Origin of the sequence: Salipiger abyssi, assembly GCF_001975705.1 — a bacterium.
Classification (GTDB): Bacteria; Pseudomonadota; Alphaproteobacteria; order Rhodobacterales; family Rhodobacteraceae; genus Salipiger; species Salipiger abyssi.
The window spans coordinates 2,342,121-2,363,669 of the sequence record NZ_CP015093.1 but is presented as its reverse complement, the minus strand read 5'-3'; the positions used below and the strand labels follow the sequence as shown (position 1 = coordinate 2,363,669).

20 protein-coding genes and 2 pseudogenes are annotated in these 21,549 nt (G+C 66.3%); 11 read left to right on the top strand and 11 right to left on the bottom strand.

The window, feature by feature from the left end:
* The first annotated feature begins 41 nt into the window (after positions 1-41).
* Positions 42-932 carry a LysR family transcriptional regulator gene (locus tag Ga0080574_RS14980; protein WP_076701067.1) on the top strand — a complete coding sequence of 297 codons (891 nt, stop codon included), beginning with the start codon at positions 42-44 and terminating at the stop codon, positions 930-932.
* A 562-nt stretch (positions 933-1,494) separates the two neighbouring features.
* Here Ga0080574_RS14980 and Ga0080574_RS14975 read toward each other — a convergent pair.
* Complete coding sequence (locus Ga0080574_RS14975; RefSeq protein WP_076701062.1) at positions 1,495-2,652, bottom strand: muconate/chloromuconate family cycloisomerase; 1,158 nt, start codon at positions 2,650-2,652, stop codon at positions 1,495-1,497.
* A 195-nt stretch (positions 2,653-2,847) separates the two neighbouring features.
* On the opposite strand from Ga0080574_RS14975, the gene Ga0080574_RS14970 reads away from it, so the two are divergent.
* Positions 2,848-3,600, top strand: a complete 753-nt coding sequence (locus tag Ga0080574_RS14970; RefSeq protein ID WP_076701059.1) for a pyridoxine 5'-phosphate synthase — start codon at positions 2,848-2,850, stop codon at positions 3,598-3,600.
* A 19-nt stretch (positions 3,601-3,619) separates the two neighbouring features.
* Positions 3,620-4,030: a holo-ACP synthase gene (acpS, locus tag Ga0080574_RS14965; RefSeq protein WP_076701056.1), complete on the top strand. Its 411-nt coding sequence runs from the start codon at positions 3,620-3,622 to the stop codon at positions 4,028-4,030.
* 240 nt (positions 4,031-4,270) lie between these two features.
* Here the strand turns inward: acpS and Ga0080574_RS14960 are convergent, their stop codons facing one another.
* From Ga0080574_RS14960 to Ga0080574_RS14945, 4 genes are all read right to left on the bottom strand, one after another.
* Positions 4,271-4,843: a cob(I)yrinic acid a,c-diamide adenosyltransferase gene (locus Ga0080574_RS14960; protein ID WP_076701051.1), complete on the bottom strand. Its 573-nt coding sequence runs from the start codon at positions 4,841-4,843 to the stop codon at positions 4,271-4,273.
* A 2-nt stretch (positions 4,844-4,845) separates the two neighbouring features.
* Positions 4,846-5,049, bottom strand: a complete 204-nt coding sequence (locus Ga0080574_RS14955; RefSeq protein ID WP_076701047.1) for a twin transmembrane helix small protein — start codon at positions 5,047-5,049, stop codon at positions 4,846-4,848.
* Between the two features lie 59 nt (positions 5,050-5,108).
* Complete coding sequence (locus Ga0080574_RS14950; protein ID WP_076701043.1) at positions 5,109-5,942, bottom strand: SDR family NAD(P)-dependent oxidoreductase; 834 nt, start codon at positions 5,940-5,942, stop codon at positions 5,109-5,111.
* Positions 5,943-6,005: 63 nt separating this feature from the next.
* A complete protein-coding gene (locus Ga0080574_RS14945) occupies positions 6,006-6,560 on the bottom strand; it encodes an SH3 domain-containing protein (RefSeq protein ID WP_076701039.1) in 555 nt (184 codons plus the stop codon).
* 192 nt (positions 6,561-6,752) lie between these two features.
* Here Ga0080574_RS14945 and Ga0080574_RS14940 point away from each other — a divergent pair, with 192 nt between their 5' ends.
* The 6 genes from Ga0080574_RS14940 to Ga0080574_RS14915 all read left to right on the top strand — a co-directional run bounded on the left by Ga0080574_RS14940 (position 6,753) and on the right by Ga0080574_RS14915 (position 14,251).
* Complete coding sequence (locus Ga0080574_RS14940) at positions 6,753-9,176, top strand: DNA topoisomerase IV subunit A (protein ID WP_076701033.1); 2,424 nt, start codon at positions 6,753-6,755, stop codon at positions 9,174-9,176.
* Between the two features lie 65 nt (positions 9,177-9,241).
* Positions 9,242-10,465 (top strand): DUF898 family protein, encoded by a 1,224-nt coding sequence (locus Ga0080574_RS14935; protein ID WP_076701030.1) that lies wholly within the window; start codon positions 9,242-9,244, stop codon positions 10,463-10,465.
* Between the two features lie 3 nt (positions 10,466-10,468).
* The gene (locus Ga0080574_RS14930) at positions 10,469-11,599 is read left to right on the top strand and encodes a M48 family metallopeptidase (RefSeq protein ID WP_076701026.1); all 1,131 of its coding nucleotides are present in this window, start codon (positions 10,469-10,471) and stop codon (positions 11,597-11,599) included.
* 190 nt (positions 11,600-11,789) lie between these two features.
* Positions 11,790-12,548, top strand: a complete 759-nt coding sequence (locus Ga0080574_RS14925) for an electron transfer flavoprotein subunit beta/FixA family protein (protein WP_076701022.1) — start codon at positions 11,790-11,792, stop codon at positions 12,546-12,548.
* The gene (locus tag Ga0080574_RS14920) at positions 12,548-13,474 is read left to right on the top strand and encodes an electron transfer flavoprotein subunit alpha/FixB family protein (RefSeq protein ID WP_076701019.1); all 927 of its coding nucleotides are present in this window, start codon (positions 12,548-12,550) and stop codon (positions 13,472-13,474) included. Before Ga0080574_RS14925 ends, Ga0080574_RS14920 begins: the two co-directional genes overlap by 1 nt.
* A 210-nt stretch (positions 13,475-13,684) precedes the next feature.
* A complete protein-coding gene (locus Ga0080574_RS14915) occupies positions 13,685-14,251 on the top strand; it encodes an NADPH-dependent FMN reductase (protein ID WP_076701014.1) in 567 nt (188 codons plus the stop codon).
* Positions 14,252-14,324: 73 nt separating this feature from the next.
* Here the strand turns inward: Ga0080574_RS14915 and Ga0080574_RS14910 are convergent, their stop codons facing one another.
* The 4 genes from Ga0080574_RS14910 to Ga0080574_RS14895 form a co-directional block, all read right to left on the bottom strand.
* Positions 14,325-15,980 (bottom strand): KpsE/RkpR family capsule polysaccharide export protein, encoded by a 1,656-nt coding sequence (locus tag Ga0080574_RS14910; RefSeq protein ID WP_076701010.1) that lies wholly within the window; start codon positions 15,978-15,980, stop codon positions 14,325-14,327.
* On the bottom strand, positions 15,958-16,617 hold the full coding sequence (locus tag Ga0080574_RS14905) for an ABC transporter ATP-binding protein (protein WP_076701005.1): 660 nt from the start codon (positions 16,615-16,617) through the stop codon (positions 15,958-15,960). The genes Ga0080574_RS14910 and Ga0080574_RS14905 overlap by 23 nt, the downstream gene beginning before the upstream one ends.
* Before the next feature lie 169 nt (positions 16,618-16,786).
* Entirely contained in the window at positions 16,787-17,809 is a 1,023-nt protein-coding gene (locus tag Ga0080574_RS14900) for a permease (protein ID WP_076701000.1), read from the bottom strand.
* Positions 17,802-18,152 (bottom strand): ArsR/SmtB family transcription factor, encoded by a 351-nt coding sequence (locus Ga0080574_RS14895; protein ID WP_076700997.1) that lies wholly within the window; start codon positions 18,150-18,152, stop codon positions 17,802-17,804. The genes Ga0080574_RS14900 and Ga0080574_RS14895 overlap by 8 nt, the downstream gene beginning before the upstream one ends.
* Positions 18,153-18,258: 106 nt before the next feature.
* On the opposite strand from Ga0080574_RS14895, the gene Ga0080574_RS14890 reads away from it, so the two are divergent.
* Positions 18,259-18,855, top strand: coding sequence for a uracil-DNA glycosylase family protein (locus tag Ga0080574_RS14890; RefSeq protein WP_076700993.1), 597 nt, complete (start codon positions 18,259-18,261; stop codon positions 18,853-18,855).
* Positions 18,852-19,643 (top strand): SseB family protein, encoded by a 792-nt coding sequence (locus Ga0080574_RS14885; protein WP_076700989.1) that lies wholly within the window; start codon positions 18,852-18,854, stop codon positions 19,641-19,643. The genes Ga0080574_RS14890 and Ga0080574_RS14885 overlap by 4 nt, the downstream gene beginning before the upstream one ends.
* Before the next feature lie 45 nt (positions 19,644-19,688).
* Here the strand turns inward: Ga0080574_RS14885 and Ga0080574_RS14880 are convergent.
* Both Ga0080574_RS14880 and Ga0080574_RS14875 read right to left on the bottom strand, forming a co-directional pair.
* A pseudogene (locus Ga0080574_RS14880) lies at positions 19,689-20,692 on the bottom strand (P1 family peptidase).
* Positions 20,693-20,809: 117 nt separating this feature from the next.
* Positions 20,810-21,549, bottom strand: a pseudogene (locus tag Ga0080574_RS14875) (glucose 1-dehydrogenase).

Genomic DNA, 21,549 nt, shown 5'->3' with positions numbered 1-21,549 from the left:
TTGCCGCCCGCACGCGAGAATGGCGGCGGGGAGCGCCGATCATGAATCTCAAGCAACTGACCTATTTCATCGCCGTGGCCGAAGAGCTGCATTTCGGCCGCGCCGCCGAACGGCTGGGCATGGCGCAGCCACCGCTGTCGCGCCAGATCAAGCAGATCGAGGACGAGCTGGGCGCGGTGCTCTTCAACCGGGGACGCCGCGCGGTGAGCCTGACCCAGGCCGGCGAGCGTCTGCTGGAACGCGGCCGGGGGCTGGTGCGCGATTTCGAGGACATGCAGCTCGAGGTGCGCCGGCTCGGCGAAGGCGCCGAGGGCCGGCTGCGCATCGGTTTCGTGGGCTCCTCGACCTTCGGCATCCTGCCCAATATCGTCAAATCCTTCCGCGCCAACCGGCCCGATGTGAACCTGACGCTGACGCCGATGAACAATGCCCAGCTCCAGCGCCGCCTCGTCAGCCGCGAAATCGACGTGGCCTTTGCCCGCCCGGCGCTGAAGGATGCCGAGTTCCGCACGATCCACCTGGGCGTCGAGCCGCTGGTCGCCGCCATGCCGGACACGATGGAGACCGAAAAGCAGGGCCGCGTCACCATCGACGAGCTGCGCGGGCAGAGCTTCATCCTCTACCCGGAATTCCCCCGCCCCTCCTATGCCGATCTGGTGCTGGAGAGCTGCGCCGCGCACGGGCTGGAGGTGGGCAAGAAGCTCTTCACCATGGATCTGCTCACCGCGCTCAGCCTGGTGGCCATCGGCGAAGGCGTCTGCATCGTGCCGGCCTCGGTCGCCTCCGGCGCCCGCAACGGCGTGCGCTTCCGCGAGATCGCCCCGCAGATCGGCGAGACCTCCCTGTCGCTCAACTACCGGCTCGACGAACAGGGCCCGCATGTGAAGACCTTCGTGCAAATCGCACAGAGCGTGGCGCGAAAGGCGTTTTGAGAGCGAGATCCGGATGGGTGCCGCATACGGCGCTAGCATCTCGATAGAAATTCCCCGGGTAGGACTCGAGAGGCATCGTCAGACTGAAATTCAGCAAAGCGGGACGGAACAGATTGTTATTCGCGATGTAAAACAAGCCCGTCGGGTCGCCGAACCCAGCGACCTTCTTGCTCCATCTCAGCGGGAATCAAAAGCGCGGGCGGCAGACCGAGGACGTGTATGCTTTGCCACCTGGGGAAATGGTCTTTGATGCCCCAAACTACGTGACAAAGCGCACGATCGACCGAACGATACCGCTCCAATGAAAAAATTGCGCTGTTCGGAGCAAGATTGCGCTTCGCCGACGCGAACCAATTTCGGTTGGAGGCGCTTTCTACAATCCACACCGCATCTCCCGGAGGACCAGAAAAGCTCTTTTCGAAGATCGCCTGGATTTCCATGGATCATGAGTTGCACGATCGAGAAAAATGTCAACTTCAGCTTGGGACTCGAGGCCGCCATTTCAACAAGACCTGACACACGATTTTCAAGCTGAACACTCCAACCAATTAAACAGTAGGCCTCACACCCCGCCGGGCACCGCCACCCCAGCCACCTGCGCGCTGCGGTCGCGGCGGAACTGGGCGATGCGGTCCTCGTCCAGCTCCGCACCCAGCCCCGGGCCCTCCGGCAGATGCACCGAGAAATCCTCATAGCGGATGGGCTCGGCCAGGATGTCCTGCTTCATCAGCAGCGGACCGAAGAGCTCGGTGCCCCAGTCGAGCTCGGGGAAGGTCGAGAAAAGCTGCAACGCCGCCGCCGTGCCCACGCCGGCCTCCAGCATCGTGCCGGCGTAGAGCCCGATCCCCGCCGCCTGCGCGATGGAGGCCACCTCGGAGCCGCGTTTCAGCCCGCCGGACTGCGCGATCTTCACCGCAAAGACATCCGACGAGCGCCCGGCGGCATAGGCCATCGCGTCCTCGGGGCCCTGAAGGGCCTCGTCGGCCATCACCGCGATCTCGTACCCATCGGTCAGCGCTTTAAGCTGCTTGCGATAACGCGCGCCGATGGGCTGCTCGACCAGATCCACGCCGATCTCCTGCAAGCCCTTCAGCCCCCAGCGCGCCTCGCTCAGCGACCAGGCCTGATTGACATCCACCCGGATCGACGAGCGGTCGCCCACCGCGTCGCAGATCGCCGCCACATGGGCGATGTCGTCCCTCACCGCGCGCTTGCCGATCTTCAGCTTGAAGATGTTGTGCCGGCGGCTTTCCAGCATCGCCTGCGCCTCTTCGATATCGGTCTCGGATTTGCCCGAGGCCAGCGTCCAGGCCACCGGCATCGCCCGGCGCACCGGCCCGCCGAAGAGCTGCGCCACCGAAACGCCCAGCCGCCTGGCCAGCCCGTCCCAGAGCGCCGTCTCGACCGCGCAGCGGGCAATCGGGTTGCCCTTGACCGCACGCTGCATCGCGTCGATGGCCGCATTGATCTGGTCGCCGTCGAGCCCCTCCAGAACCGGCGCGATATAGGTGTCGATGGCCAGCTTGATGCTTTCCGGGCTCTCGGCACCATAGCTCATGCCGCCGATGGAGGTGCCCTCGCCCAGCCCCACCGACCCGTCGGAGAAGCGGACCCGCACCAGAACGATGGATTGCACCATCATCGTGGTCATCGACAGCACATGCCCGCGAATGGTCGGGAGGTCGATGAGCGTGGTCTCGATCCGGTCGATCTTGGTCATTGCGGTGCCTTTTGCGTGGAGGACGTGTTGCAACGATTTTCAGGGCTTTGCGCGGCCAAGTCTAATACCGCCCGGGTCTGGTATGATACCGTTCCTTGCAGCCGGCCGCAGCGCGGGCTGACCGTGAAAAGCGGTTTCCTAGCCCGGTTTTGCGGTCTAGTCTCCGCGCCAAACGCGATGCCTCACGAGGATGCAATGAGTGATTTTGCCGGACGCCTGCGGCTGGGCGTCAATATCGACCACGTCGCCACCGTGCGGAATGCGCGCGGCAGCGCCTATCCCGATCCGCTGCGCGCGGCGCAACTGGCGCAGGAGGCCGGCGCCGACGGCATCACCGCGCATCTGCGCGAAGACCGCCGCCATATCTCGGATGCCGATATCGACGGGCTGATGGCCGGGCTGACCCTGCCGCTGAACCTGGAGATGGCTGCCACCGACGAGATGCAAGCCATCGCCCTGCGCCACAAGCCGCATGCGGTCTGCATCGTGCCGGAAAAGCGCGAGGAGCGCACCACCGAGGGCGGACTCGACGTGGCGCAGGACGAGAACCGGCTGGGACATTTCGTCGAGCCGCTGCGCGCGGCGGGCTGCCGGGTGTCGCTGTTCATCGGCGCCGACAAACGGCAGGTCGAAGCCTCTGCCCGGATCGGCGCGCAGGTGGTCGAGCTGCATACCGGCGCCTATTGCGATTTCCACGCCGAGGGCAATCTCGCCGAGCGCGATGCTGAGCTGGAGCGCCTGCGCGAGATGACCGCCTTTGCCCATTCGCTGGGACTGGAGGTGCATGCGGGCCACGGGCTGACCTACGAGACGGTGAAACCGGTGGCGGCCTTCCCCGAGGTGATGGAGCTGAATATCGGCCATTTCCTCATTGGCGAGGCGATCTTTCTGGGCCTCGGTCCCGCCATCGCCGAGATGCGCCGCCTGATGGACGAGGCACGGGCGTGACGCGGCGCGCCCCGGCGGCATGATCCTCGGCATCGGCACAGATCTGGCGAATATCGAGCGGATCGAGCGCACGCTCGACCGGTTCGGAGACCGGTTCCGCAATCGGGTTTTCACCGAGACCGAGCAGCGCAAGGCCGAGCGCCGCGCCGATGTGGCCGGCACCTATGCCAAGCGGTGGGCCGCGAAGGAGGCCTGCTCCAAGGCGCTGGGAACCGGGCTGCGCATGGGCATCGCCTGGAAGGACATGGCGGTCACCAACCTGCGCAGCGGCCAGCCGGTGATGCATGTGACCGGCTGGGCGAAAGAGCGGCTCGACGCGATGACCCCGGAGGGACACGAGGCGATCATCCATGTGACGCTGACCGACGATCACCCCTGGGCGCAGGCCTTCGTGGTGATCGAGGCGCGACCGGTGGCTGGGGCGGGCTGAGCGTCCTCACCACATCAGACAGGGGCAAGCTGCGCCACCGTCAGCCCTTGGAATGGCGCGGCGGCTTCGCCTTGTTCCGCGCCCCGGACATCTTTCGCAAGGAAAAGCCGGAGCCCAGGTTTCGGGGCCGGGCCGTCCACTGGACGCCCCGCCGCTTTCAGCGGTTCGCCCCCGCCCTCTCGGGCCGGCGCCTCGCGGCGCTTCCGGGGGCCGGGCCGTCCGCTGGACGCCCCGCCGCTTTCAGCGGTTCGCACCCGGAACCCACAAAACATCGGCCTTGCCGTCGTCGTTGCAGATCCGCGAGGCGACGAAGAACCAGTCGCTCAGACGGTTGAGATATTTCACCGCGTGCTCGTTGGTCTCTTCGACCGAGGCCAGCTCCACCGCGCGGCGCTCGGCGCGGCGCGCCACGGTGCGGCACTGGTGCAGATGCGCCGCCGCCGCCGATCCGCCCGGCAGCACGAAGCTGCGCAGCGGCTCCAGCTTGGCGTTCATCGCGTCGATCTCCGCCTCCAGCCGGTCGACCTGCGCAGCGACGATGCGAAGCACCGGATAGCCCGCCTCGGCATCCTTCTCCATCTCGGGCCGGCCCAGATCGGCGCCGAGATCGAAGAGGTCGTTCTGGATCCGCGCCAGCGCCGCGTCCAGATCGCCCTCGGCATGCAGCCGGGTCACCCCCAGCACCGAGTTCAGCTCGTCCACCGTGCCATAGGCCTCGACCCGGGGCGCGAATTTCGGCACGCGGGTGCCATTGACCAGCGCGGTCTCGCCCTTGTCGCCGGTGCGGGTATAGATCTTGTTCAGAACGACCATGCTCAGCCTCCTCTGCGGATCAGAACGAACAGCACGATCAGCACCACCGCGACGAATTGCGCGATGATGCGCCAGCGCATCGCCTTGTTCGCGTATTTCTTGTTGAACTCGCCGCCCTTGGCAAAGCTGCCGATGCCGAAAAGCAGGATCGCCACCACGACCAGCATCGCCGCGGCCATCACCATGAACAAAGGATCGTCTCGCATCGGGTCTCCCTCCGGGCTTTGTCCGTGACATAGCGGCTCGGCGCGAAAAAGCGAACCGGTTATCTGGCGCGGTCGATCAGCGCATCCAGCGCCCGGGTCGGCAGCAGACGCCGCAGCCGGCCCATCAGATGGGTGGGAAAGGTCACGTAGTAGCGCGGGCGCGGGTTGCGATGTTCGAGCGCATGGATCAGCTTGCGCGTCACCGCCGAGGGCGGCAACTCGAACGTATCTTTCGACGGCGCCGCATAAAGCCGCTTGAGCAGCGAGCCCTCGTATTGCGTCCGTCGCGGCGAGGCCTGCCAGTCCACCCATTTTTCGAAATGCGGCACCGAATTCGCGCGGATGCGCGAGGTGATCGGACCGGGCTCCACAAGAATGACCTTGATCGGCGTGTCGCGCATCTCGATCCGCAGCACGTCGGTGAGGCCCTCGAGAGCGAATTTCGTCGAGACATAGGCGCCGCGCCAGGGCATCGGCACCAGGCCCAGCACCGAAGAGCAGTTGACGATGCGCCCATGCCCCTGCGCCCGCATCACCGGGATCACCGCCCGTGTCAGCGTGTGCCAGCCGAAGAGATTGGCCTCGTAGATCTCGCGCAGCGCACCTGTGGGCAGATCCTCCAGCGCGCCGGGCACCGCAAAGGCGCCATTGTTGTAGAGCGCATCCAGTGTGCCGCCGGTGGCCTCCAGCACCTGGTCCAGCGCGCGGCGCATGCTGTCCTCGTCGGCATAGTCGAGCTGCGGGCTCTCAAACCCCTCACCGCGCAGCCTCTCGCAGTCGGCCTCCTGGCGGCAGGCGGCAAAGACACGCCAGCCGCGTGCGCGAAGCCCGTGCGCGGCGTCATAGCCGATCCCCGAGGAACAACCGGTGATAAGAACGGATTTTCCGGTCATGCGCGCCCTTCCCTGCCCGTCGCTGGCGGCCTAGGCCAAAGCCCGGGGCAGCGCAAGCGGCGCTCAGTTCAGAACGATGCGCAGGAAATCGTCGGACATCCAGCCGACACGCTCGGTCTCGACCACCTTGAGCCGGACCCAGCCCTGACCGGGATCGGAAATCACCTCGACCGTCTCACCGCGCCGAAGCTGTGAGACCACGGAATACCCGGTGCCCGGCCCGTTGCGCATATTGACGCGATTGCCGGTGACCTCGCGCAGATCCGGGAGGATCTGGAGCTCGGGGGCGGCGGGAGCGGCGTCGCTCCGGACGTCGACGGCAGCGACGGTCACCGCCGGGGCGGGCGCGGGCGCGATCTTCGCCGGCGTTTCCGCAGCGGCGGCGGCGAGCGTCACGTCGAGCTTCGGTGTCGGGATCTCGGCAGGGACGGCCCGGGCCTGCAAGACAGACGTCAGATCGGCGGCGCCAGTCTCGGCCCGCGCGACTTCGGGCACCTGCACCGCTTCGGCAACCGCTTCCGCATTGGCGGACGTACCAGCCTGATAGGCGGCCCCTCCGGACATTTCATACCAGGCCCAGCCGAGAAATCCGAACGTCAAAAGAATGAATCGCGTCATGACAAACCCGGCCCCCCGACCGCACGCAGTAACACTGTCTCTAAAATCAATCGTCCAGCCACGGGAAGACAACGTGGCGTAGAGTAAGCTCTATCCGATTCTCCGATCTTGCCGAAGCGAAAAGCGGAAAATTTCTCTCGCGCATGCCGGGATCGCTTTACCGGCGGCGGCTGCGAAGATATCACAGCATCTATGAGCGATATCGTCGATGACCCCAATATGAACCCCCGTGATGTGGCCGAGCCGCTGCGCCGAGCCATTGGCGAGCGCTACCTGACCTATGCGCTGTCGACGATCATGAACCGCGCCCTTCCGGACGCGCGGGACGGCCTGAAGCCCGTGCATCGACGTATCCTATATGCAATGCGCAGGCTGCGACTTAGTTCCAGCGGCGGCTTCCTGAAATCAGCAAAAATCTCCGGCGACACCATGGGGGACTTCCACCCGCACGGGGACGCGGCGATCTATGACGCCATGGCGCGGCTGGCGCAGGATTTCACCATCCGCTACCCGCTGGTCGACGGTCAGGGCAACTTCGGCAATATCGACGGCGACAACCCGGCGGCCTCGCGCTACACCGAGGCGCGCATGACCATCATGGCCGAGGCGCTGCTCGACGGGCTCGACGAGAACGCCGTCGATTATCGCCCGAACTACGATGGCCGGCTGGAAGAGCCCTCGGTGCTGCCCGCCTCCTATCCCAACCTGCTGGCGAACGGTTCCAGCGGCATCGCGGTGGGCATGGCGACCAATATCCCGCCGCATAATATCGGCGAGCTGATCGACGCCTGCCTGCATCTGATCAAGACCCCCGACGCCCGCGATGAGACGCTGCTGAACTATGTGCCCGGCCCCGATTTCCCCACCGGCGGGGTGATCGTCGAGCCGCGCGACAATATCGCCGAGGCCTATCGCACCGGACGCGGCTCCATCAGGCTGCGGGCGAAATGGGAGGTCGAGGATCTGGGCCGCGGCCAGTGGCAGGTCGTGGTGACCGAGATCCCCTATCAGGTACAGAAATCCAAGCTGGTCGAGCGTCTGGCCGAGCTGATCCAGACCAAGAAAGTGCCGATCCTCGCCGATATCCGCGACGAGAGCGCCGACGACATTCGCATGGTGCTGGAGCCGAAATCCAAGAATATCGACCCCGATCTGCTGATGAACCTGCTGTTCAAGAACAGCGATCTGGAAATCCGCTTCTCGCTCAACATGAACGTGCTGATCGACGGGGTGACCCCCAAGGTCTGTTCGCTGAAAGAGGTGCTGCGCGCCTTCCTCGATTTCCGCCGCGATGTGCTGATCCGGCGGGCGCGCCACCGCATGGCCAAGATCGACAACCGGCTGGAGGTGCTCGAAGGCCTGATCGTCGCCTTCCTGAATCTCGACCGTGTGATCGACATCATCCGCTACGACGACGACCCCAAGGCCGCGCTGATGTACGAGGACTGGTCGAAACCGCACCAGGCCACCATTGCGCGCGCCACGGATGAAAGCGATTACCGCTCGCCGCTGACCGGCATCGACGTCAAGTCGCTGGAGCTGCAACCCGATCCCGAGGCGGTGGCGCGCGGCGTACTGGCCGACGAGGGCGGCCCGGCGCAGATCCCGCACCGCTTCATCGGCCGTTCCGAGGGGCTCTCGGACGTGCAGGCCGAGGCAATCCTCAATATGCGCCTGCGCAGCTTGCGCCGCCTTGAAGAGCTGGAACTGGTCAACGAGCGCGACAAGCTGATGGAAGAGCGCGCCGGGCTCGAAGACCTGCTCGACAGCGACGACCTGCAATGGAAGCGCATCTCCGAAGAGCTGCGCGAGGTGCGCAAGAAATTCGCCAAGGATCTCGACCGCGGCGCCCGGCTGACCTCCTTTGCCGAGGCCGGCGAGGCCGAAGAGGTGCCGCTCGAGGCGATGATCGAGCGCGAGCCGATCACCGTGGTCTGCTCCCAGATGGGCTGGATCCGCGCCATGACCGGACATATCGCGCTGGATCGTGAGCTGAAGTTCAAGGATGGCGACGGCCCGCGCTTCATCTTCCACGCCGAGACCACCGACCGGCTGCTGGTCTTCGGCAGCAACGGGCGGTTCTACACGGTCTCTGCCGCCAACCTGCCCGGCGGGCGCGGCATGGGCGAACCGCTGCGCATCATGGTCGACCTGCCCAACGATGTGGAGATCGTCGATCTCTTCATCCATGTGCCCGACCGGCGGCTGCTGCTGGCATCCTCGGCGGGCGACGGCTTTGTTGTGCCGGAAAACGACGTTCTGGCGCAGACCCGCTCCGGCAAACAGGTGCTCAACGTCAAGGACGGGGTGAAGGCCAAGATCTGCAAACCGGTCAAAGGCGATGCGGTGGCCGTGGTCGGCGAGAACCGCAAGGTGCTGGTCTTCATGGCCGACGAGCTGCCCGAGATGGGCCGGGGCAAGGGCGTGCGGTTGCAGAAATACAAGGATGGCGGCCTTTCCGACGCCACCACCTTCACGCTGGCCGACGGGCTTTCCTGGCACGACCCGGCAGGCCGCACCCGCACCGAAACCGTGCTGGACGAGTGGATCGGCAAGCGCGCCAGCTCGGGCCGGATGGCGCCGCGCGGCTTCCCGCGGGATAACAGCTTTACCTGATATCGCCCGGGCGCAGGCTCTGTTAGGCTGCGCCCGCAACAGGTTTCGACAAGGCGATTTGAGCCATGAGTGACGGCAATTATGCCCATGGAGACTATACCGGCGACGGCAAGGCGCTGTTCTGGCTGGCGCTGCGCACCGGGCTGCTGACGCTGTTAACGCTCGGCATCTACCGGTTCTGGGCCAAGACCCGCATTCGCCGCTATATCTGGTCCTCCTCGCGGCTCGACGGCTCGCGCTTCGAATATACCGGCACGGGGCTTGAGAAATTCCTCGGCTTCCTGATGGCGGTGGTGTTCCTCGCGGTCTATCTCGGGCTCATCCAGATCGTGCTGTTCTATTTCGGCCTGACGATCTTTGCCGCGCCGCAGACGCCCCAACAGGCGCTGGCGCAGACCGCCGGATTCTCTGTCTCCGCGCTGGCGCTGATGCCTTTCATTTTCTTCGCCATCTACCGCGCCCGCCGCTACAAGCTCGCCCGCACCCGCTGGCGCGGCATCCGCTTCGGCATGGACAAGGATGCCTGGGGCTACGCCTTTCGCGCTATCGGCTACTGGCTGCTGACACTGGCCTCGCTGGGGCTTCTGACGCCGCTGATGACCTTCCGGCTGGAAAAATACATGACCGACCGCACCTGGTTCGGCGACGCGCGTTTCGACCAGCAGGGCCGCTGGACGGCGCTATACGGCAAGATGAAGCATATCTTTGTCGGGCTCGCGCTGATCGCGCTCGGCGTGCTGGCCGCCGCGCTCGCTGCGCAGTCGGGCCCGCTGCTCGGGGTGCTCAGCGCCCTCGCGATTCCGGTGGGCGTGGTCTGGTTCGCCATCGGCGTGATCTCCTACCGGGTGCAGAGCTTTGCCTATCTGGCGCAGAACAAGATGCTGAGTGGCAAGGTGGCCTTTCACGCCCATCCCAGCACCAAGACGGTCATCCTGACCTATATCCTCGGCACCATCGTGCTGGGGATCTGCCTCTCGGTCGCCACCGGGATCTTTGGTGGCATTGTCGCCATGACGCTTTCGGGCATCGATTTCGAAGCCATGAACGGCCAGTTCCAGCCGGGCATGATCCCGCCGGTGATCATCACCGTCGCCGGCTACCTGCTGACGCTGACCGCCGCGCAGGCCGGGGCGCTGGCGGCGATCACCCAGCCGATCCTCAAGCACTATGTGCAGACGATCACCGTCATCAACCTTCCCGCGCTCGCCGAGATCCACCAGCGCGCCGCCGATCAGGGCGCCGATGCCGAGGGCTTTGCCGATGCGCTCGATATCGGCGGGGCGATCTGAGCCATGAAGGGCGACGCGCATCTCTATGACGGGCGCTCGGCGGCACGGCACGCGGTGCATGTGGAGCTGTCGCGCGACCTTCAGGCGCTGGTGATCACCGGCGAGGCGCTGCCCGAACCGCTGGTCTGGCCGCTGCCCGACCTGCGCGCGCTCGGCGATCATGCCGATGACCGCCAGATCGTGCTGGCACGGCACCGCGAGACCGAGGACGAATCGCTGCGCGACCCGGCGCGGCTGGTGGTCGAAGACCCCGAGATGGTCGCCTGGCTGCGCCGCACCCGTCCGCGCCTCAACCGCAAGGATCTGCGCACCGGCACCGGGCGGCGCATCGCGCTGCGGCTCGGCGGCGCGCTGGCGGCGGTGGCGCTGATGCTCTTCGTCATCCTGCCGGCGCTGGCCGACACGCTGGCCGGCCTCCTACCGCTGGAGAAGGAGATCGCCTTCGGGCGCAGCGTCAAGGCGCAGATGGAGCGGTTTCTCGGCGCCACCGAGGTCGGTGCGCTGGATTGCGACGCGCCCGACGGGCAGGCCGCGCTCGACCGGATGGTCGCGCGGCTGACCGAGGGGCAGGATCTCGACTATCCGCTCGAGGTCAGCGTGATCGACCACCGGATGATGAACGCTTTCGCCGCGCCCGGCGGACAGGTCGTGGTGGTGCGCGGGCTGCTCGACAAGGCCGACGGGCCGGACATGGTCGCCGCCGTGCTGGCGCATGAGATCGGCCATGTGGTGCATCGCGACCCCACCCGCCACGCGCTGCGCACGGCGGGTTCGGTGGGGCTCTTGGGGCTTGTCTTCGGCGATTTCACCGGCGGGGCGGCGATGGTGTTTCTGGCCGAGCGACTGATCAACGCAAGCTACAGCCAGAGCGCCGAGGCCGAGGCGGATGCCTATGCCCATGAGGCGCTGCTCGCCGCCGGCCTGCCGCCCTCTGCCCTCGGCGATATGTTCGAAACCTTCCGCTCGGAATTCGGCGACCGCGAGGGACCGATGGCGCATTTCGCCTCGCATCCGCAGCTCTCCGCGCGCATCGCCGCCGCGCGGGCCGCCACCCCCGAGGGGCTGCCCGACCGCCCGGTGCTCGACGCCGCCGAGTGGCAGGCGCTGAAAGCAATCTGCGACGGGCGCGACTGAGACGGGCGGGCGTTTGCCGGCTGTCTTTGCGGCGCGGCAATTGGACATTTGCACAAGGAACGCCGCGTCCATTTGGCGCCAGGAGGTCGTTTTAGGCCTGTTTCCCTTGCGTCCAGTTCGATATCACCCCGTGGGAGAGCAAATTTCAGGAGTCGTGCCGAGGCGCGACACACACAAGGGAGAGAACCGCATGAAGGTCCTGGTGCCTGTGAAACGCGTGATCGACTACAACGTGAAGGTCCGTGTGAAAGCGGACGGATCGGGTGTCGATCTGGCGAATGTGAAGATGTCGATGAACCCGTTCGACGAGATCGCGGTGGAAGAGGCGATCCGGCTGAAGGAGGCCGGCAAGGCCGATGAGGTGATCGTCGTGTCCATCGGGGTGAAACAGGCGCAGGAGACGCTGCGCACCGGGCTCGCCATGGGCGCGGACCGGGCGATCCTGGTGGTCGCCGCCGAGGATGTGCACGAGGATATCGAGCCGCTGGCGGTGGCCAAGATCCTGGCGAAGATCGTCGAGGAAGAGCAGCCAGGGCTGGTGATCTGCGGCAAGCAGGCGATCGACAACGATCTGAATGCCACCGGCCAGATGCTGGCGGCGCTGGCGGGTCTGGCGCAGGCCACCAATGCCAACACGCTGGAGATCGACGGCGACAGCGCCGTGGTGGCGCGCGAGGTCGATGGCGGCTTGCAGACCATCAAGGTCGGCCTGCCCGCCATCGTCACCACCGACCTGCGGCTCAACGAGCCGCGCTATGCCTCGCTGCCCAACATCATGAAGGCGAAGAAAAAGCCGCTCGAGGAGAAGACGCCCGGCGATTACGGCGTCGACGTCGCCCCGCGGCTTGAGATCGTCGGCACGGCGGAGCCTGCGGCGCGCAAGGCGGGCGAGATGGTCGGCTCGGTCGATGAGCTGATTGCGAAACTGAAAGACGCGGGGGCGGTGTGATGGCGGTTCTTCTTCTGGCAGAGATCAATGACGGCGCGCTGGCGATGGACGCCACCGCAAAGGCGGTGAGCGCGGCTACGGCGCTTGGCGAGGTCACCGTTCTGGCGGTGGGCGCGCAGGCGAAGGACGCGGCGGCAGAGGCCGCGACCATTGAGGGTGTGGCCAAGGTTCTGGTGGCGGAGGATGCGCTTTACGGCCACCGCCTGGCAGAGCCGGTTGCGGCGCTGGTCGTGTCGCTTGCGGGCGATTACAGCCATATCGTGGCGCCGGCGACGACCGATGCCAAGAACATCCTGCCGCGTGTTGCGGCGCTTCTCGATGTGATGGTTCTGACGGATGTCACCTCTGTGGTTGATGTGGATACGTTCGAACGGCCGGTCTATGCGGGCAATGCCATGCAGACGGTAAAATCGAAGGATGAAAAAAAGGTTATCACCTTCCGGACCTCGACCTTCGACGCGGCGGCGACCGGCGGGTCTGCCCCCATCGAGGACGTTGCGGCGGGCGCAAACCCGGGGCTTTCGGAATGGATCGAGGACAAGCTGGCCGAGAGCGACCGGCCCGAGCTGACCTCGGCGGGGATCGTGGTTTCCGGCGGGCGCGGCGTGGGCTCGGAAGAGGATTTCGCGATCATCGAGGCGCTGGCGGACAAGCTGGGCGCCGCCGTGGGCGCGTCGCGGGCGGCGGTGGATTCGGGCTTTGCGCCGAACGACTGGCAGGTCGGCCAGACGGGCAAGGTTGTGGCGCCGGATCTGTATATCGCGTGCGGGATTTCCGGGGCGATTCAGCACCTTGCGGGGATGAAGGACAGCAAGGTCATCGTCGCGATCAACAAGGACGAAGAGGCACCGATCTTCCAGGTCGCCGATTACGGCCTCGTGGCCGACCTGTTCCAGGCGGTGCCGGAGCTGACCGAAAAGCTCTGAAACCGGGCATGACCTCCGCGCCGGCGCCCAGAGTCGCGGCAGCGGAGGGAGACCTCACAGACAAGGCCCGCCAGACGGCGGGCCTTGTGCATTTTGCCGGACGGACGTGCAACGCTGCACGACGTCTGTGCGAACGCGGCTGTTGCCGCGGCGCAGCATTTGCATAGCTATGCGACCAGCATATTCATTCCCATTCGAAGGACACGCCCCATGGCACTGAAACTGAAAATCATCATCGGCAGCACCCGTCCGGGCCGCATCGGCCCCATCGTCGGCAAATGGGCCGAGGACGTGGCAAAGGAATACAGCGATTTCGAGGTCGAGCTGGTCGATCTCAAGGAAATCGACCTGCCGCTGCTCGACGAGCCGAACCACCCGCGCGCGCAGGCCTATGAGCACGATCACACCAAACGCTGGGCCGCCGTCGCCGCGGATGCGGATGCCTTCATCTTCCTGACGCCGGAATACGATTATTTCCCCTCCGCCGCGCTGGTCAACGCACTGCAATGCCTGTCGCTGGAATGGAACCGCAAGCCGGCCGCCGTAGTCAGCTGGGGCGGTGTCTCGGGCGGGATGCGCGCCATGCAGGAAATCCGCATGCTGATTTCCAACCTCAACATGATGCCGCTGCCGCAATCGGTGCCGCTGCCCTTCGTCTTCAACTTCATCGGCGAAGACGGCGTGCTGCGCCCGGAACAGCCGGTGATCGACGGCATGAAAGGCATGCTGGCCGAGCTGACCGACTGGGCCGAGGCGCTGCAACCCGCGCGCGGCTGAGCCGAGCGCTATCCGAAACGCGAAACGCCCGGCCGCTCTGGCCGGGCGTTTTTTCATGCGCGCCGTACTGGGCTCAGCTCGAGACCTGTTCGCGCAGGATCGAGGCGGTGAGCGAGACCATCAGGTAGATCCCCGAGAAGATCAGGAAGGACAGGATCGTGTTCTCGAACTTGCGCGGATAGCTCGGATCCTCGGACGCGACCGGCACCACCGAGGTGGTCAGGTAGCGGGCCTGGCTGTCGGCATCGCGCCGCGCCTGTTCGAGCCGCTCCAGCGCGGTTTGCAGCATCAGGTCGCGGGTGGCGAGATCGGCCTCGGCCAGCTTGATCTGCACCGCGATCTCGGCCAGCGAATTCTCTCCCGTGGTGGCGGTGGTCATCTCGGAATTCAGCTCTGTCAGAAGGTTTTCCAGCCGCCGCACATCGCCTTGGGCGCCATCGACCTTGGCCTGGTTGGGCCGGGCATTGTCGAGCAGCGCCTGAAGCCCGAGCCGCTTTTCCTGAAGCTGGATCTCGACATTGTTGATCTGCCCGCGCAGCGCCGCGATCCGGCCTTCGGGGTCGATCACCGCGCCTTCCTGTTGCAGCCGGACAAGCCGTTCCTGCGCGTCGTAGCGGGCCTGTTCGGCCTCTTCCAGCCCGTCCTCGGCATCGGTCACCGCGTTCGAGCGCTTGCGCAGCGACAGGTTGTCGACGCGGTCCTCGGCATAGCCGATCAGCGCCTTACTGAAGCGCGCGGCGGTCTCCGGATCGGCGGCCATGATCTCCATCTTCACGACGCCCTCGGTCGGGTCGTAGCCGATCTCGATATTGCGCTTGTAGAGTTTGTAGGCCTCTTCGTTGGAGGCGCCGTCGTCGAGCCGCTGGATCGGGTCGATCCATGCCTGCTCGTAATGCGCCTTGAAGCCCTCGTCCTCGTCGAGCCGCAGCATCGCGTCCTTGGACAGGAGATAGCTCTGCACCGCGATGGCGTCCTGGTTCGTGGCGAATTGCGTGCCGGAGAACAGGCTGCCCATGCCGCCGGCGGTGCTCTCGGCCTTGAGAATCAGGAATTCCGACTTGGTGGAATACATCGGCGTCGCGACGACATAGAAGTAATAGCCCGCGATGATCGTCGGCAGGAAGACGAAGAAGGCCAGCCGCGTCAGCAGCAGCATCAGCTTCTTGCGGCGCCGCGAGGCCAGCTCCCTCTGGATCTTCATGATCTCGGCGGCGCGGCGCTCTGCCGGGTTGGCCATCTGCGTCGAGGGCAGCTGCGGCTTGCCGCCGGCGGGCACAGTCTGCGGCAGCTGAACCTTGGGATCGGGGCGCGGCGCGGGCGGTTGTGCCGCCGGGCCGTTCGCGGGCGGTTTCGCACCGCCGCCGGCGCCGCCGGAATCGGGCACCACGAGTTCGAGCATATTGGTGCGCTGGAACGGGTCGATACCGCGGGCGCGCAGCAGGCGCACCGCGTCGAAATCGGAGGTCGGTGCAAGCCCGTGCTTTTGCGCCACCCGCCGCGCCATGCGCAGCTGGCGCCCGGTCAGCCCCTCGCGCCGGATCGCATCCATATCGGTTTCGCCGGAAACCTGCGCGGCAGAGCTCACCTCGCCGGCGCGCGGTGCCGCCTCGGGCTTCGGCCCCGAAGGTGCCTCGGCGGCGGGTTGCGACGCGGTCTCCTCGGCAGAGGGGGCCTCCATCGCGGCGCTGCGGCGGACTCGGAACTTTTTAGCCTTGGGTTTCGTAGTCATAGAGCTGTTTCGCTTCTTCCAAGGTTTCGAACATATGCAACTTGCCATCCATCAGGACAGCCGCCTTGCGCGCGAATTTCTCGAGGATCGGCGGCTGGTGCGAGACGATAATGATCGTCGTGGTGCGCAGCCGTTCGGCGAGAATATCACCGGCCTTCTTGTTGAATTCGGCATCGGTAGAATTCGGCATCCCCTCGTCGATCAGATAGATGTCGAAATCCAGTGCCAGCATCAGGGAAAAGGTGAACCGCGACCGCATGCCGCTGGAATAGGTGCCGATGGGCTGGTCGAAATATTCGCCAAGCCCGCAGAGCCAGCGGCAGAAGCTTTCCACATAGTCCGGGTCGATGCCGTACATGCGGGCGATGAAGCGGGCGTTTTCGCGCGCCGAGATCTTCGACACGACGCCGCCCATGAAGCCCAGCGGAAAGGACACCCGGCAGCCGCGCCGGATCTCGCCCTCGTCGGGCTTTTCCAGCCCGGCCATCATGCGGATCAGCGTCGTCTTGCCGGTGCCGTTCGGCGCGAGAATGCCCAGCGACTGACCAAGCTCCACCTGAAACGAGACACGGTCAAGGATCACCTTGCGCTGTGTGCCCGTCCAGAAGGACTTGCTGACCATGTCGAACTCTAACATCACCCTGCCCCGGCTCTGGTTCGCTCCGCTCATAGCAGAAGCGCCTTAAACATGTCTTAGGTGAGGAATTTGGTGACATTATGGCCCAAATTGGAAACAAAGAACAATCGTCCGTCACATCGGGCGGACGATTGCTCTGTGCCAGGCAGCTATGCGGGGCGCGACGGGATCAGGCCAGCGCGCCCCAGGCGAGCCCGGCGATCACCGCGCCAGTGACCGCATAGCCGATATAGGCGGCAAAGACCCGGGGCCTGACCAGCGCCCAGACCGCGACGGCGGCGGGAATGCAGCTCACCCCGCCGGCGACGACAAAGCTCATCGCGGCGCCCGGTGCCATGCCCTGTTGCAGCAGCGCGTCCACCAGCGGCACTGCCGCATAGCCGTTGAGATAGGCCGGCGCGCCAACGAAAGCCCCCAGCAGGATCGGCCAAAGCCCTTCGCCACCCAGCAGACCGGCAATCGCGTCGGCGGGCAGATGGCGCAGCATCACCGCTTCGAGCAGATAGGCCAGCAGCAGCCATTTCAGCAAAAAGACCAGATTGGTGAGCGCCTCGTCGCGGAAGGTCTCGCGCCGCGCGCGCTCCTGCCAGAAGCGCCAGACCGGCTTGCCCTGAAAGGGTTTCTTCACGCCGCAGCAACCGCCGATCTGGGGTTTCTCGCGCAGCGGATCGGCAAAGACCGGGCTGTTCTTGAGCGCCATGGTGCCGACGCCGCCGAGCAGACCGATTCCCACGGCCGCCACGGTCTTGCCCACAGCAAAATCCCAGCCCAGCGTGCCCGAGGTGATCAGGAACATCGCCGGATCCATCAGCGGCGAGGCGAGCCAGAAGGCCATGACCGCGCTCAGCGGCGCCCCCACCGCGAGTAGCGCGGCGATGAACGGGATCACCTGACAGGAACAGAAGGGCGAGAGCCCGCCCAGGAGCGCGGCAAAGACGATCATCCGCGTCTCGCGCCCCTCGAAGGCGCGCGACAGCAGCGTTTCGGCCCCCGCCGCCTTGACATAGGCTACCGCCAGCACCGCGAAGAGGATGAAGGGCGCCGTGCCCCAGAGCGCCTCTGCCGTGAAAGCCACCGTTGGCCAGAACTGTGCGCGCTCGGCCAGTGCGACCGCCAGCAGGATGAGGGCGCTCGCCGCCCAGGCCTTGTCGATCTTCGGCAGGCGCCGGGTGAGGGTTGTGGTGTCAGCCATGATCGTGCTCCGGCGCGGCGCAATCGGCGCAGCATTGGGTGAGAAGGAATTCCGACAGCGCCCGCACCTCGTCATAGGCCGCGGCAGCGCAGATGGTGCTGCGGCCCTGCCGGCTCTGCTGCACCAGACCGGCCTGGGTGAGAATGCGCAGATGGTGGGTGAGCGTGGAGCCGGTGACGCCGGTGCGCGTGCCAAGCGCGCCGATGCTCAGCCCCTCGGGGCCGGAGCGCACCAGCGCCTTGAGCACGCTGAGCCGCTGCTCGGAACCGAGGGCGGCGAATTTCGACGCGGCGAGTTCAAGCGCCATGTCGGGGAGCGGGGCAGGGGGAGACTCATGTTTCATATTTCTAGCATTATCGAAATGAATGCCTCTGGCAAGTTTTATTTCGATGATTTTCGAAATGATCCCGCCTCTGGCATCCCGCCTCCGTCACGCTTAGCTCTTGGCTATGACCGCCCCGATTGCCGATCTCTCGCAAAAGCTCGCCGCCTGCACGCTCTGCGCCGACCGCTTCGCCGCGACCAAAACCCGCCACGCGCCGCGCCCGGTGGTCTGGTTCGCTCCCGGCGCGCGGCTGCTGATCGCCGGGCAGGCGCCCGGGCTGCGCGTGCATGAGAGCGGCCGGCCTTTCGACGACCCGTCGGGCAAGCGCCTGCGCGAATGGCTGGGGATCGACGAGGCCACGTTCTGGGACAAGAGCCGCGTTGCCATCGTGCCCATGGCCTTCTGCTTTCCCGGCTACGATGCCAAGGGCGCCGACCTGCCGCCGCCGCCGATCTGCCGCGACACCTGGCACGATGCGCTCTTTGCGGCGCTTGGCGAGGTGCGGCTGCGGATCTATGTCGGCGGCTATGCGCAGCGCTATCACATGGGCGTCAGGACCGGTGTCACCGAGACGGTGCGGAACTGGCGCGACAGCCTTCCGGGTGCAATTCCCTTGCCCCATCCGTCCTGGCGCAATACGGCATGGCTGAAACGCAACCCGTGGTTCGGGGACGAGCTGCTGCCCGTCCTGCGCACCCGCGTCCGCGAGGCCCTGGAATGACCGAAAACACCCCATTCGATATCGCCCATGCCGCCATGGAGGCCGCCCCCGAGGACGATGCCGCCCGGCTGCGCTTTTACGAGAGGCTCGCCGATTCCGAGCTCTTTGTGCTGCTGACCAAGGAGGCCGAGGGCGATCAGGTGGAGCCCGAGATCTTCGAGCTGGCCGATGCCAGCTTCGTGCTGGTCTTCGACCGCGAGGACCGGCTGTCGCAATTCGTCGGCGGGCCCGCGCCCTATGCGGCGCTGTCCGGTCGTGCGGCGGTCAACATGCTGGCCGGTCAGGGCATCGGTCTGGCGGTCAATCTCGAGGTCGCGCCCTCGGCGATCCTGCTCCCCGAGCAGGCGGTGGACTGGCTGGCCGAGACGCTGGGTCATGGCCCGCAGGAGGCCGAGGCGCAGATCGAAGAGGTCCTGCCGCCCGCCGGCCTGCCGGAGGTTCTGGTCACCGCGCTCGACACCAAGCTTGCCACCGCCGCCGGCTTTGCCCGCTGCGCCTGGCTGGCCGGCGTCGCCTATTCCGACGGGGTGCGCAGCCACCTGCTGGCCTTTGCCGGCACCGTGCCCGGCGCCGAGGGCGCGCTGGCTCGCGCGGTGAACGAGGCGCTGGTCTTTTCCGGCATCGAGGCCGGTGCGCTCGACGTGCTCTTCATCCGCGACAGCGATCCGCTGGCCGCCTCGCTCACCCGGGTCGGGCTGCGCTTCGATCTGCCCGAGATCGCCGAACCCGAGCGGGTGGAACGCATCGCCCCCGGCTCCGACCCGGACAGCCCGCCGATCCTGCGCTAGGACGCAACGCCCTCTTAGGAAGCTGGGTTTCCAAACCACAAGACATCACAGACGCCCCAGCTCCTCGCGCAGCGTCGGCAGCGTATCGCCCGGCGCGGGCCTCGCCTCCCACACCGCCCGCGCGATCGCCCGCGCCAGGCAGACGCTCGCCGCATGGCCGATGGCCGAGAGCTGTACCGACGGCGCCACCAGATCCTGCGTCCCCGTCGCGGCGGCAAAGACCAGATCGCCGTCCATCGGCGAATGCGCCGGCACGATGGCCCGCCCGATGCCGTCATGCGCCGCCACCGCCATGCGGTGGCATTGCGCTTTGTCCAGCGCCGCGTCGGTCGCCACCACCGCAATCGTGGTGTTGCCGATCCCTGCCATGGCCGAAAGCTTGCGGCTCTCCGGCAGCGCGGCAAACCCCGCCGGATCCGCCCCCATCCCGCCGAACTCATCGCCGATCTCGAAGGGCGCCGCCCAGAAATGCCGCCCCGAGGGCGTGGTGACACTCCCCATCGGGTTCACCGCCACCAGTGCGCCCACGGTGATGCCATCCTCCAGCATCAGGCTAGCCGAGCCGAGCCCGCCCTTGTGCATCGCCGTCTGCGCGCCGCAGCCCGCCCCCGACGCGCCCAGCGCAAAGCCCCGCCCGCAGCCGCCAGCGCCGTGCGGCCCAGCGCCGGATAGGGGTTCACCCCCCAGTCCTTTTCACCGCCGTTGAGCAGGTCGAAGATGATCGCCGCAGGCACGATCGGCACCCGTGCCGAGAGCACCTCGAACCCGCGCCCGGCCTCGTGCAGCGCATCCATCACGCCCTGCGCCGCGGCGAGGCCAAAGGCGCTTCCGCCCGAGAGCACCAGCGCATCCACCCCCGGCGCGGTCTTGTCCGGCGCCAGAAGGTCGGTCTCGCGTGTGCCGGGCGCACCGCCCATCACCGCCACAGACGCCGTGAACGGCGCCTCCGCCGTCACCACGCTCACCCCGGATTTCAGCGCCACATCCTCGGCATTGCCGACCTTCAGGCCGGGCACATCGGTGATCAGGTTGCGGGGTCCGGGGCGCATGACATTCCTCCTGTCGGCTCTCCCCCTTTTGTCCGACGCGCGCCGCCCCCGCGCAAGCCTCTGCGCGTCTTCTCTTTGCAAATACGCCCCTTTGCGACCGTGCCACAGGCGGTGCCTTCAGATACAGCGCCCGCCATCCACCTCCATGCAGACGCCCGTCACCATCGACGCCTCGTCGGAACAGAGATAGAGCGCCGCATTGGCCATGTCCTGCGGCGTCGAGAACCGGCCCAGCGGAATGGTCGAGAGGAATTTCGCCCGCATCTCCGGCGTGTCCTCGCCCAAGAAGCTCGCCAGCAGCGGCGTCTCACCCGCCACCGGGTTGATCGCATTCACCCGCACGCCGGCAGGCGCCAGCTCCACCGCCATGGCCCTGGTCGCGGTGTTCATCCAGCCCTTCGAGGCGTTGTACCAGCTGAGCCGCGGGCGCGGCGAGACACCGGCGGTGGAGGCCACATTGAGGATCGCGCCGGCCCCCGCGCCTTCATGTGCCCAACCAGCGCACGCGCCGTCAGATAGACCGATTTGCAGTTCACCGCGATGACCCGGTCGAAATCCGCCTCGCCGATCTCCTCCATCGGTGCCGGCAGATGCGTCACCCCGGCATTGTTGACCAGAATATCCACCTGCCCCAGCGCCTCCAGCGCGTGGCCGGCCATGGCCGTCACGCTGTCGCCGTCCGAAACATCCACCGGCTGCGCGATGCCGCCGCAAGCCTCCGCCACGCGCGCGGCGGCTTCTGCATTGATATCGGCCACCATGACCCGCGCGCCCTCGGCGGCAAAGCGCATGGCGATGCCCTCGCCGAAACCCGATCCGCCGCCGGTCACGATGGCGCATTTTCCCTGCAATCTCAT